The 12314-nt window shown below is 70.7% G+C and carries 10 protein-coding genes; 4 read left to right on the top strand and 6 right to left on the bottom strand.

The annotated features are described in order from the left end of the window. Positions 1–256 precede the first annotated feature (256 nt). From AN215_RS21400 to AN215_RS21415, 4 genes are all read left to right on the top strand, one after another. Positions 257–1270, top strand: a complete 1014-nt coding sequence (locus AN215_RS21400) for a polyprenyl synthetase family protein (protein ID WP_070008863.1) — start codon at positions 257–259, stop codon at positions 1268–1270. A gap of 253 nt (positions 1271–1523) precedes the next feature. Next, entirely contained in the window at positions 1524–2888 is a 1365-nt protein-coding gene (locus AN215_RS21405; protein WP_070008864.1) for a LolA family protein, read from the top strand. Positions 2889–3018: 130 nt separating this feature from the next. Next, entirely contained in the window at positions 3019–4038 is a 1020-nt protein-coding gene (locus tag AN215_RS21410) for an ABC transporter ATP-binding protein (protein WP_070008865.1), read from the top strand. After that, positions 4025–4993: an ABC transporter permease gene (locus AN215_RS21415; RefSeq protein ID WP_070008866.1), complete on the top strand. Its 969-nt coding sequence runs from the start codon at positions 4025–4027 to the stop codon at positions 4991–4993. Before AN215_RS21410 ends, AN215_RS21415 begins: the two co-directional genes overlap by 14 nt. A gap of 25 nt (positions 4994–5018) precedes the next feature. On the opposite strand, the gene AN215_RS21420 is transcribed toward AN215_RS21415, so the two are convergent. From AN215_RS21420 to AN215_RS21445, 6 genes are all read right to left on the bottom strand, one after another. Further along, positions 5019–5870 (bottom strand): hypothetical protein, encoded by an 852-nt coding sequence (locus AN215_RS21420; RefSeq protein ID WP_070008867.1) that lies wholly within the window; start codon positions 5868–5870, stop codon positions 5019–5021. A 197-nt stretch (positions 5871–6067) separates the two neighbouring features. Continuing rightward, entirely contained in the window at positions 6068–7105 is a 1038-nt protein-coding gene (rarD, locus tag AN215_RS21425) for an EamA family transporter RarD (protein WP_070008868.1), read from the bottom strand. Between the two features lie 221 nt (positions 7106–7326). Further along, positions 7327–8418 (bottom strand): 2-oxoacid:ferredoxin oxidoreductase subunit beta, encoded by a 1092-nt coding sequence (locus AN215_RS21430; protein WP_070008869.1) that lies wholly within the window; start codon positions 8416–8418, stop codon positions 7327–7329. Then, entirely contained in the window at positions 8411–10417 is a 2007-nt protein-coding gene (locus AN215_RS21435; protein ID WP_070008870.1) for a 2-oxoacid:acceptor oxidoreductase subunit alpha, read from the bottom strand. Before AN215_RS21435 ends, AN215_RS21430 begins: the two co-directional genes overlap by 8 nt. Before the next feature lie 215 nt (positions 10418–10632). Next, entirely contained in the window at positions 10633–11316 is a 684-nt protein-coding gene (locus AN215_RS21440) for a response regulator transcription factor (protein ID WP_275935719.1), read from the bottom strand. A 374-nt stretch (positions 11317–11690) separates the two neighbouring features. Further along, on the bottom strand, positions 11691–12314 hold a 624-nt coding region (locus AN215_RS21445), incomplete at its 5' end, for a sensor histidine kinase (RefSeq protein WP_245694629.1).

Below are 12314 nucleotides of genomic sequence, written 5' to 3' on the forward strand. Positions count from 1 at the left end.
GGGCGAGCTCAGCGTACGGGGCACTCCGCGGGGGCGGTTCGGCAAGGGCTCCGTACGCCGCCCATACGCCGGGAGTCCCGGGGAATCCGGGCAGTGCGGAGCCGTGGCCGGGTCCGTGCCCGTCAGGGCATACGCGCCCATGGAGATCGACACGTGACCGGATACGCTGCCGGGTGATGGCGACGACCGGAAAGTGAAAGCAACGAGTGCTCCCCGCGATCGCTCATTCGTCGTATGCAGACAGGAGAACCCTCTCGTGACCGATGTCGGGCCGTTCGGACTGACCGTGCGGGACAAGGCTCTCGAGGCCGATGTCCGGGCGGGGCTGGCTGCTGTCGAAGAGGGCCTCTTCGAGGCCACCAAGAGCGACGTGCCGTTCATAACGGGCGCCGCGCAGCACCTCGTACGCGCAGGCGGGAAGCGATTCCGGCCACTGCTGGTGATGCTCGGCGCACAGTTCGGCGACCCGTACGCACCCGGAGTTGTGCCCTCCGCCGTCGTCGTGGAGCTGACCCACCTGGCGACCCTTTACCACGACGACGTCATGGACGAGGCCGACGTGCGGCGCGGAGTCCCCAGCGCCAACGTCAACTGGACCAACTCCGTGGCGGTGCTAACCGGCGACTATCTCTTCGCCCGCGCCTCCCACATCCTGGCCGACCTCGGCCCCGAGGCCGTACGCATCCAGGCGGAGGCGTTCGAACGGCTGGTCACCGGCCAGATCCTGGAGACCGCGGGCCCCGGCGAGGACCGTGACCCGGTGCGGCACTACCTGGACGTCATCGCCGGCAAGACGGGCTCGCTGATCGCGGTCGCCGGCCGCTTCGGTGCGCTGATGTCCGGTGCCGACGAGAGCGTCGTCTCCATCCTCACCCAGTACGGGGAGCGCGTCGGCACCGCCTTCCAACTCGCGGACGACGTACTGGACATCACCGGTGATTCCGAGGAGTCCGGCAAGACCCCCGGCACCGACCTGCGCGAAGGAATCCCCACCCTCCCGGTGCTCCACCTCCGCACCCGCGCCGCCTCCCCTCAGGCCACCGCCGAGGACCGGGCGCTGCTCGAACTGCTCGACGGCGACCTGACGGACGACGCCCGTCACGCCGAGACCCTGACGGCTCTCAGGGCACACCCCGCCCTGGAGCAGGCCCGTCAGGACACCATCCGCTATGCGAACGAGGCACGCGAGACACTCATGCCGCTGCCCGACTGCGCTGCGAAGGCGGCCCTTTCGCAGCTGTGCGACGCGGTCGTGCACCGCGCCGTCTGAGGCCGCGGGACCCTCTGGACCGCCTCAGGGTCCAACCCGTTCGCAGGCCTCCGCACGGGGGACTCGGGCCGCCGCTTCTCCACCCGCAGGAGTAGGCGCAGTTGCCTCCACCGGCTGACGCGGAACGCTCACCGGTTTGGTGCCATTGAGACTCCACCCCGCACGTTCCCGTGGAATTCGGGGACAATGGCCGAACAGGTGTGGGACGAGTGCACGTAGAGAACCGGCCACCGACCCGGAGGTAGGGCACGACATGGCACAGATCCAACCGAGGACATCCGGCAGGAAGGCCGTCCGGTACGGGATACCGGCCGGCGTCGCCGGAATCGCGGCGGTGACCATCGGGCTCGTCCCGGCGCTCGCCCAGACCGGTGCCCCCGATCTGCCGAAGATCTCGGCGGAGGAGCTGGTCGCGAAGATGGCCGCGTCCGACACCCAGCAGGTGTCGGGCACCGTGAAGGTCAGCACCGATCTGGGTCTGCCCGAGATGCCCGGCGTGGGCGGCGGCAGCGGCCAGCAGGGCGGCGGCCTCTTCGGCGGCGGTCCGCACGGTGACGGTGAGCGCGGCGGTGAGCGCGGCGGCGACAAGGGTCCCGCTTCCCCGCAGGACAAGCTGATGGAGCTGGCCTCCGGCGAACACACGCTGCGCGTCGCGGCCGACGGCCCGGACAAGCAGCGCGTCTCCGTCGTCGAGGAGGCGTCCGAATACAGCTTCATCCGCAACGGCGGCGAGGTGTGGACGTACGACAGCGGCTCGGACTCCGCCTTCCACGCGGAGGCACCGGAGGGCGCCGCCGGGAAGCACGGCAAGGACGGCAAGCAGGGCGAGCACGGCAAGGGCCACGGCGGGATCGGCGACGTCACTCCCCAGGAGGCCGCCAAGCAGGCGCTGAAGGCAGCGGACGACTCCACGTCCGTGACCGTCGACGGCACGGCGAAGGTCGCCGGCCGGGACGCCTACCAGCTGGTGGTCAAGCCGAAGGGTGCCCCGCACTCGACCGTCGACTCCGTACGGATCGCGGTCGACGCGGACAACGGCACGCCTCTGAAGTTCACGCTTGCCCCGAAGGGCGGCGGCAAGCCTGTCGTCGAGGTGGCCTACACCAAGGTCGACTTCGGCAAGCCGGCGGCCGGCACGTTCGACTTCAAGCCGCCGAAGGGCACCGACGTCACCGAGGCGGACCCGCGCGGCATGGCGGACGGCAAGCACCCGGGCAAGCCCGAGGACAAGGGCGGGGACGGGAAGTCCGACAGGGCCGAGAAGTTCAAGGAGCTCAAGAAGTTCGAGAAGGGCGAGAAGTCCGGCAAGGGTGAGGCACTCGGGTTCTCCGGGATCGACACGCTCGGCAAGGGCTGGGGTTCCGTCGCCGAGATCGACATGGGCAAGGGCGCAGGCGGCCTGCCCGGCGGCTCGGCAGCGGGCGGCGAGGACGGCAAGTCGCCGCAGGCCCAGCAGATGCTCGACAGCTTCACCGAGAAGGCCGAGGGCGACTTCGGCACCGGCCGGGTCTTCAGCACGCGGCTGGTGAACGCCCTGATGACCGATGACGGGAAGGTCTACGTGGGTGCTGTGACGAAGGAGGGCCTGATCAAGGCCGCCGACGCCGCCGCCAAGTGACCTTCCGCCACGAATAGCCGGACCGGGACCCAGCCGGTCCGAACCGTTCCGTCCCCGCCGCCCGCCATGGGCGGTGGGGACGGACGCACCGGAGGCAGATACACCCGACCCGATCCACCACGGGAGCGCCATGGCTCAGCCGCCCCCTGCAGCGGTCATCGAGACGCGCGGGCTCAGCAAGCGCTACCGCGGCGGGCAGCTCGCCGTCGACGGGCTCGATCTGGCCGTACCGCGCGGCAGCGTGTTCGGTTTCCTCGGGCCCAACGGCTCGGGCAAGACGACCACGATCCGCATGCTGCTCGGCCTCATCGACGCCACCGAGGGAACCATCAGCGTGCTCGGCGAGCCGATCCCGTCCGGGGCGAGGCGTGTGCTGCCGCGCGTCGGCGCACTCATCGAGGGCCCCGCGCTCTACGGCTTCCTCTCCGGGCGCGGCAATCTCCACCGGTACGACGCCGCCGACCCCTCAGCCGACCCCCGTACGCGAAGGGCGAGGGTCGAGCGGGCGCTGGAGCGGGTCGGGCTCGCGGCCGCCGCGGGCAAGAAGGCCAAGGCGTACTCGCTGGGCATGAAGCAGCGTCTGGGCATCGCGGCGGCCCTGCTGCAGCCGCGCGAACTGCTGGTGCTGGACGAGCCGACCAACGGTCTCGACCCGCAGGGCATGCGCGAAATCCGTTCACTCGTACGGGCGTTGGCCGAGGACGGCACCACCGTCTTCCTCTCCTCCCACCTCCTGGACGAGATCGAGCAGGTCTGCTCGCACACCGCAGTGATGAACCGCGGACGGCTCGTCACCCAGGGCACCGTCGCCGAGATGTCGGCGGACGCCCGGGGCCGGCTCACGGTCACCACACCGGACGGCGCCGAGGCGGCGCGCGTACTGAAGGAGCACGGCGTGGCCGACCTGACGGTGACGGGCGACGAGGTCACGGGCGAGCTGCCGCCGGAGGCGGCCCGGAGGAATGAGCCGCCGTCCGAGGGGGCCCGGGGCCCCGGGTCTCCGGGCGCGGGTCCCGGGCCCGACCTCGCCGACCTCAACACCGCGCTCGTACGCTCAGGGGTCCGCGTGCGGGGCTTCGGCGTGACGCGCGCTTCGCTGGAGGACGTCTTCGTGTCGCTCACCGGGGAGGGCTTCGATGTCGCAGGCTGACCTCGCGGGTTCGGCCGCAGGCTCCGGTACGGGTCCGGCCGGCGGCTCCGGCGGCGGTACGGCTCCGGACTCCGCTCCTGGTGCGCCTTCCGGAAGAGGCACGGTCCCGCGCGGCGGAACCGGCCGCCGGCGCACGTCCGGGCTCCTCCGCAGCGAGCTGCTGACGACGTTCCGCCGCTGGCGCACCGTCGCTCTGCTGGGTGTGCTCGCGGTGATCCCGGTGCTGGTCGGCATCGCGGTCAAGATCGAGACGGCGGACGGGGGTTCGGGTGGCGACGGCGGGGGCCCTGCGTTCATCTCGCAGATCACGAACAACGGCCTCTTCCTGGTCTTCACCTCACTCGCCGCCACCCTGCCCTTCTTCCTGCCGATGACAGTGGGAGTGATCGCGGGAGACTCGGTCGCGGGCGAGGCCAACGCGGGGACGCTGCGCTATCTGCTGGTGGCTCCCGCGGGACGCACGCGGCTGCTGCTGGTGAAGTTCGCGGGCACCGTGGTTTTCTGCTTCGCCGCGACCCTCGTCGTCGCGGTGTTCGCGCTCGTCACGGGTGCGGTCCTCTTCCCGCTCGGGGAGGTCACCCTGCTCTCGGGGACCAGCGTCTCCTTCGCGGAGGGCCTGCTGCGGGCGCTGGCGATCGCCGCCGCCGTGGCCGTCTCGCTCACCGGGCTGGCCGCTCTCGGTCTGTTCATCTCGACGCTCACCAACAGCGGCATCGCCGCGATGGCGGCCACTGTGGGGCTGCTGCTGATGGTTCAGATCGTGGACACCATCCCGCAGTTGCACGCCGTACAGCCGTATCTCTTCCCGCACTACTGGCTGAGCTTCGCCGACCTGCTGCGTGACCCCGTCTACTGGGACGAGATTCTCAGGAACCTCGGTCTGCAGGCGCTCTACACGGCCGTGTTCGGCTCGGCGGCGTGGGCCCGCTTCACCAGCCGCGACGTCACGGCATAGGGCGGAGCACAGGGCGGCCGCGGCTTCAGCCTCGCCGGATCCGCATCACCGCGACGCGGGCGTCGTGCCCGTCGACGTGCATCGGAATCGTCTTCGTGCGTTCGAGCCGGAGCTCGGTGCCGTTGGTGCCGGGGAGCCAGGCGATCTGGTCGATGCCACGCGGGAAGGCCCGCTTCTCGTCGCGGGGCACGAGGCGCGGCATGGGGTTGCGGTTCACGTCGCCGGTCCAGACGACCGGGAAACCCTTGGCATGCCAGTGTTCGAGCACGTCGTCGCGGTGCTTGCGGAAATGTCGCTTCCACATCTTCCGCCGCCAGGCGTCCGCGGGGTCGTCCTCGTTGTTCCAGGCACCGGAGACGTAGTGGGTGTTGGCGACCACGAGCCTCACCCGCGGGTCGGCCGCGAGTTCCAGCACGGCCTGGCTGATGACGCGGTGCGGCGAGACGCCGGCCTTGCCGCCGTGTGCGCGGGTCACGCGGCGGTCGATGACATCGAACGTACGGGGGACGGACATCGGGACCTGACGGGCGGCACCCTGGCCGAGGAAGAGGTTGCGGTAGCCGCTCCCGAAGTGCTTCCGGATGAACCGGTTCTCCTTGCCGTCCTCGTCTCCACCGCCGATCTCCTGCCAGCCCACGAGGGGCTGGGCGAACCCGCCGTCGTCCTTCACGGCGCGCCGTACCGCGCGGACGGCCGCCTCGCGGGCGCCGAGGTTGTCACGGCCGATGTTGGCGGTGACGACGACGAGACGCTGCCATTGGCCCTTGGCCTCGGAGTGGGCGGCGCCGGCGGCCGCGGCACCCCCGAGGACGCCCGTCGTTCCCAGCACGGCGCTGCCGCCGAGCGCGAGGGCACGTCTCCTGCTGAGCGGTTCCATGGCTGTCCTTCCCCGTGATCCCCGTGGCATCGAAGTGAGTTCGTCTTCCGTGCTTCCCCCGTGGTTCCGGCGCGCTGCGCAGGTCCGTGTCGGCCCCGGCCCCACCGGCGGGTCATATTGTCAGGGGCCTGCCAATCGGGAAAGGGGGTCATTCAAGAGGCCCGGTGAACGCCGTTCGGGTGCCGGGCGCGCCGGCGTCAGTCCGTGCTGCGCGCGGGCGGGGCCGGGGACGAGGGAGCGGGCGCCGCCTCAGATGTCCGGGCTGCCGCCGCCTGTTCCTCCGCCGGCCGTGTCCGCGCGGCACCGGCCGCCTCCTCCGCACGTGCCGCGGCCGTACGGAGCTGCTCGCGCGCCCGGCGCCTGGTGCGCAGCGCGTCCCAGGTCAGCACGCACAGGGCGACCCATACCAGGAGGAAGCCCGTCCAGCGCTCCGGCGGCATCTCCTCCTTGAAGGCCAGCAGCCCGAGTACGAACATCAGCGCCGGCGCCAGATACTGCAGCAGCCCGATGGTGGAGAGCGGCAGCCGCACGGCCGCGCTCCCGAAGAAGATCAGCGGGATCGCGGTGACGATCCCCGAGACGGCGAGCAGCAGGGCGTGCCCCGTGCCCTCGGTGGTGAAGGAGCCCTCACCGGTGGTCCACAGATAGACCAGGAAGCCCAGCGCCGGCACGAACTGGACGGCGCTCTCGGCGCTGAAGCCGTCCATGCCGTCGAGCAGGACGCGCTTCTTGACCAACCCGTACGTCGCGAAGGAGAGGGCGAGCGTGATGGACAGCCAGGGCACCTGCCCGTACGCGATGCTCAGCACGGCCACCGCTGTGGCACCGATGCCGACGGCGGCCCACTGCGCGGGGCGCAGCCGCTCACGCAGCAGCAGCACGCCGAAGGCGATGGAGACAAGCGGGTTGATGAAGTAGCCGAGGGACGACTCCAGGACCCTGCCGACGCTCACCGACCAGATGAACAGACCCCAGTTGACGGAGATCGCCGCGGCGGCGACGGCGACGAGGGCGAGCCGCTTCGGCTGCCGCAGTAGTGGCCGTATCCAGGACCAGCGCCGCAGCGCCGTCAGCAGCACCACGGCGGTGGGCAGGGACCACACCATCCGGTGGGCCAGGACCTCGCCGGGGTGCGTGGATTCGAGCAGATGCCAGTAGAGGGGGAGGATTCCCCAGAGGCCGTAGGCGGCGAACCCGTAGAGCAGGCCGGTCCGCTGGTCGCTTCGGGTTGCCACGAACCGTCCTCCTCCGTACGTGTTTCCTGCGAGCCGTCGGTTCCGGACCGACCGTAGCGCCGCCCGACGCCGGGTGTCATCTCCGTTTCACATGACGGTACTGACACCGTCGTCGGGGGCTGCAGCACATGAAACGGCGCGGCCCCACCGGTTTCTTCCAGCGGGGGCCGCGCCTTCGCGTGAGCCCTTCTAGCCAGCCTTGCGTGAGCCCTTCCGCCGCGTCAGCCGGCGACCGTCCAGGTGTCGTTGCCCGCGAGCAGCGCACCGAGGTCGCCCTTGCCGTGGTTCTCCACGGCCGCCTCCAGCTGGGTGTTCATGTCCGTGTCGTACACGGGCCGCCGGACGTCCCGCAGCACCCCGATCGGAGTGCGGTGCAGGGTCTCCGGATCGGCCAGCCGGGACAGCGCGAACGCCGTGGTCGGCGAGTCCGCGTGGGCGTCGTGCACGACGAGGGCGTCGGTGCCCTCCTCCGCGACGTCGACGACGCGGAGGTCACCGGTGGCCGGGTCGCGGACGACGCCCTTCGAGCCGAGGCCGTCCTCGCCGGGTGCGCCGAAGCGGATCTGCTCGCCGTGCTCCACCCGGATCACGGCCTCCTGCGCCTGCTGTTTGTCCTTGAGGACCTCGAAGGCGCCGTCGTTGAAGATGTTGCAGTTCTGGTAGATCTCCACGAGCGCCGTGCCGTGGTGGTCGGCCGCGGCCTGGAGCGTGCTCGTGAGGTGCTTGCGGTCCGAGTCGACCGTACGGGCCACGAAGGACGCCTCGGCTCCCAGCGCCAGCGAGACCGGGTTGAACGGGGAGTCCAGCGAGCCCATCGGCGTCGACTTGGTGATCTTGCCGGTCTCCGACGTGGGGCTGTACTGGCCCTTGGTGAGCCCGTAGATGCGGTTGTTGAAGAGCAGGATCTTCAGGTTCACGTTCCGGCGCAGCGCGTGGATCAGGTGGTTGCCGCCGATGGACAGCGCGTCGCCGTCGCCGGTGACGACCCACACCGACAGGTCGCGCCGCGTGCTCGCCAGGCCGGTGGCGATGGCGGGTGCGCGGCCGTGGATGGAGTGCATCCCGTAGGTGTTCATGTAGTACGGGAAGCGCGAGGAGCAGCCGATGCCGGAGACGAAGACGATGTTCTCCTTGGCGAGACCGAGCTGGGGCATGAAGCCCTGCACGGCCGCCAGCACCGCGTAGTCGCCGCAGCCGGGGCACCAGCGCACTTCCTGGTCGGACTTGAAGTCCTTCATGCTCTGCGCGGCTTCGGCCTTGGGCACCAGCGAGAGAGCCTCGCTCTGCCTGCTCTCCGGTGTCGTCTCAGTCATCGGTGGAGGCCTCCTTCAATGCGGTCGCGAGCTGCTCGGCCTTGAAGGGCATGCCGTTGACCTGGGTGTAGGAGTGGGCGTCGACGAGGAACTCGGCGCGGACGAGGGTGGCCAGCTGCCCCAGGTTCATCTCGGGGATGATCACCCGCTCGTAACGCCGCAGCACCGCGCCGAGGTTGGACGGGAAGGGGTTGAGGTGGCGCAGGTGCGCCTGCGCGATGTGCTGCCCGTCCCTGCGCAGGCGGCGTACGGCTGCCGTCACCGGTCCGTACGTCGAACCCCAGCCCAGCACGAGCGTCTTCGCCCGGCCGTCCGGGTCGTCGGCCTCGATGTCGGGGACGTCGATGCCGTCGACCTTGGCCTGCCGCGTACGCACCATCAGGTCGTGGTTGGCCGGGTCGTAGGAGATGTTGCCGGTGCCGTCCTGCTTCTCGATGCCGCCGATGCGGTGTTCGAGGCCGGGGGTTCCCGGGACCGCCCAGGGCCGCGCCAGGGTCTGCGGGTCGCGCTTGTACGGCCAGAAGGCCTCGGTGCCGTCGTCGAGCCGGTGGTTGGGCACCTGCGCGAACTGGACGCGCAGATCCGGCAGTTCGGCGGCCTCCGGTACGCGCCAGGGCTCGGAGCCGTTGGCGAGGTAGCCGTCGGAGAGGAGGAAGACGGGTGTGCGGTACGTCAGTGCGATACGGGCCGCCTCCAGCGCCGCCGTGAAGCAGTCGGCCGGAGTGGACGGCGCGACGATCGGCACCGGCGCCTCGCCGTTCCGCCCGTACATGGCCTGGAGCAGATCCGCCTGCTCCGTCTTGGTCGGCAGCCCGGTGGACGGGCCGCCGCGCTGGATGTCGACGATCAGGAGCGGAAGCTCCAGCGACACCGCGAGGCCGATGGTCTCCGACTTCAGTGCGACGCCCGGCCCGGACGTCGTCGTCACGCCGAGCGCACCGCCGAAGGCCGCGCCCAGGGCGGCGCCGATGCCGGCGATCTCGTCCTCGGCCTGGAAGGTGCGCACGCCGAAGTTCTTGTGCTTCGACAGCTCGTGCAGCACGTCCGAGGCGGGAGTGATCGGGTACGAGCCGAGGAAGAGCGGCAGCTCGGACTGGTGCGAGGCGGCGACCAGGCCGTAGGCGAGCGCCAGATTGCCCGAGATGTTCCGGTATGTACCGGGCGGGAAGGCGGTGGTGGCGGGGGAGACCTCGTACGAGACGGCGAAGTCCTCGGTGGTCTCGCCGAAGTTCCAGCCGGCCCGGTAGGCGGCGATGTTCGCCTGCGCGACCTGCGGCTTCTTGGCGAACTTGGTACGCAGGAAGTGCTCGGTCTGCTCCGTGGGGCGGTTGTACATCCACGACAGCAGGCCGAGGGCGAACATGTTCTTCGAGCGGCCGGCGTCCTTGCGGCCGACGTCGAACTCCTTCAGCGCCTCGACGGTCAGGGTGGTCAGCGGCACCTCGTGCACCCGGTAGCCGTCGAGCGAGCCGTCTTCCAGCGGGCTCACGTCGTAGCCGACCTTGGCCATGGCGCGCTTGGTGAACTCGTCGGTGTTGACGATGATCTCCGCGCCGCGCGGCACGTCGCCGACGTTGGCCTTCAGTGCCGCCGGGTTCATCGCGACGAGCACGTTGGGAGCGTCGCCCGGTGTGAGGATGTCGTGGTCCGCGAAGTGCAGCTGGAACGAGGAGACGCCGGGGAGCGTGCCCGCGGGGGCGCGGATCTCCGCCGGGAAGTTCGGCAGCGTAGAGAGGTCGTTGCCGAAGGAGGCCGTCTCGGAGGTGAAGCGGTCGCCGGTGAGCTGCATGCCGTCGCCGGAGTCGCCCGCGAACCGGATGATCACTCGGTCCAGGCGCCGGACCTCCTTGGCGGAGGCGGACTTGCCGGGAGTGTGGACAGCGGCCGGGTCCCCGTCGGGAACGGTCCCGTTCGTGCCGTTGGTCCGGTTCGTCCCGTTCGCCGCGGGCTCGTCGGCGTCCGGGTGCTGCCCGGCTGGACTGTTGACCTGGTTGGTCACGGTGGATCGGACCTCCTTCGAGGCGGCGGCTCGCCTGCCATCGTACGCCGGTAAGGGTTACCTTCCTTGGAGTGACCGCATCGCGGACTCGCTGCTGAGACGCCCGGCGGGCGGCCCCGGCGGGGACCGGACGGCCCTTCCCCATCCCGCCGCCGAGCGCTGCAGGCCCTGTTCAGGGCGCTGGTGACGGGGCGTCGGCCCGGGTACGGGCGCGGCTAGGAGTTGAGGTACGTCAGTACCGCCAGCACACGGCGGTGATCAGCGTCACTCTGCGACAGGCCCAGCTTCATGAAGATGTTGCTCACGTGCTTCTCGACGGCACCGTGGCTGACCACCAGCTGCTGTGCGATCGCGGAGTTCGTGCGCCCCTCCGCCATCAGACCCAGCACCTCCCGCTCGCGCGGGGTGAGCGCCGCCAGTACGTCCTGCTTGCGGCTGCGGCCCAGAAGCTGTGCGACGACCTCGGGGTCGAGTGCCGTGCCGCCGTCGGCCACCCGTACCACCGCGTCCACGAACTCCCGCACCTCGGCCACGCGGTCCTTGAGCAGGTAGCCGACGCCGCTGCTGGAGCCGGCCAGCAGCTCCGTCGCGTACTGCTCCTCCACGTACTGCGAGAGCACCAGTACGCCCAGGTCCGCGTGGGCTTCGCGGAGCGCGATGGCGGCGCGCACGCCCTCGTCCGTGTGGGTCGGCGGCATGCGTACGTCCGCGACCACCACGTCCGGCAGTGAGCCCGATGCCGCCAGGTCGGCGACGGTCTTCACCAGCGCCTCGCCGTCCCCCACGCCCGCGACGACCTCGTGACCCCGGTCGGTCAGCAGGCGGGTCAGGCCCTCCCGCAGCAGAACCGAGTCCTCCGCGATGACCACCCGCACCTTGTCCTCCACGTACTCCGCCATTCCAGGCCCCCCGGTTCCCCGTCCAACTGTCAGGGGGTGTCTCGAAGTCCCGCCTGCCCCGCGGTGTCTGGCACGCACGCTCTCCCCCGCTTCGCGGGAGGTGCCCCCAGCGTTGTCGGTCGTCGGCGCAGCCCGCTGCGCTCTCCTCCCTCCGCCTTGCGATCGCACGCACCAGACGCCGCGGCCCCCGGCCTGCGGCCGGACGACGCTACTTCGAGACACCCCCTGAGTACGACGCATGTGACGCGCTCAGCATTCCAGAATCCGGCCCGCCGGGCGGGGGGACGCGGCAGCCGGTCGCCGGGTTGCCGCGGGAGCCGGCCGAGGCGGACGGGCGGGGCGCCGGGCGGGGCCTGGTGGGCGGCGGTTCCCGGTCAGACCCGCCAGGGGAGTTCGGCGGTGATGGTGGTGGGGCCGCCGGTGGGGGAGTCGAGGATGAGGAGGCCGTCGACGGCGGTGAGGCGGTCGGCGAGTCCGGCGAGTCCGGTGCCGGTTCCGGTGGTGGTGGCGCCGCCTTTGCCGTCGTCGGTGGTCTGGAGGAGGAGGCGGTCGTGGGTTTTCCAGATGTCGATGCGGGCGGTGCGTGCTTGGGCGTGTTTGGTGATGTTCTGGAGGAGTTCGGAGACGGTGAAGTAGGTGATGCCTTCGATGGCTTGGGCGGGGCGGTCGGGGAGGTCGACGGTGACGGTGACGTCGGCGGTGCAGCGTGCGGCGAGTGCGGAGAGGGCGGGGCCGAGGCCGCGGTCGGTGAGGATGGCGGGGTGGATGCCGCGGGCGAGGTCGCGGAGTTCTTGGAGGGCGAGTTTCACTTCGCCGTGTGCTTCGTCGACCATGTCGGCGGCGGCTTGGGGGTCTTGGAGGAGTTTTTCCTTGGCGAGGCCGAGGTCCATGGCGAGGGTGACCAGGCGTGCTTGTGCGCCGTCGTGGAGGTCGCGTTCGATGCGGCGCAGGTCGGCTGCGGCGGTGTCGGCCACCGAACCACGATCCGACTCCAGCTC

It is taken from the genome of Streptomyces abyssalis (genome assembly GCF_001751365.1).
Lineage (GTDB): Bacteria > Actinomycetota > Actinomycetes > Streptomycetales > Streptomycetaceae > Streptomyces > Streptomyces abyssalis.

What these genes read in the sequence shown, in the direction of transcription:
- AN215_RS21405 (WP_070008864.1), top strand. Translation starts at nt 1,524, where the DNA reads ATGGCACAGATCCAACCGAGGACATCCGGCAGGAAGGCCGTCCGGTAC.
- AN215_RS21410 (WP_070008865.1), top strand. Translation starts at nt 3,019, where the DNA reads ATGGCTCAGCCGCCCCCTGCAGCGGTCATCGAGACGCGCGGGCTCAGC.
- AN215_RS21415 (WP_070008866.1), top strand. Translation starts at nt 4,025, where the DNA reads ATGTCGCAGGCTGACCTCGCGGGTTCGGCCGCAGGCTCCGGTACGGGT.
- AN215_RS21420 (WP_070008867.1), bottom strand. Translation starts at nt 5,870, where the DNA reads ATGGAACCGCTCAGCAGGAGACGTGCCCTCGCGCTCGGCGGCAGCGCC.
- AN215_RS21430 (WP_070008869.1), bottom strand. Translation starts at nt 8,418, where the DNA reads ATGACTGAGACGACACCGGAGAGCAGGCAGAGCGAGGCTCTCTCGCTG.
- AN215_RS21440 (WP_275935719.1), bottom strand. Translation starts at nt 11,316, where the DNA reads ATGGCGGAGTACGTGGAGGACAAGGTGCGGGTGGTCATCGCGGAGGAC.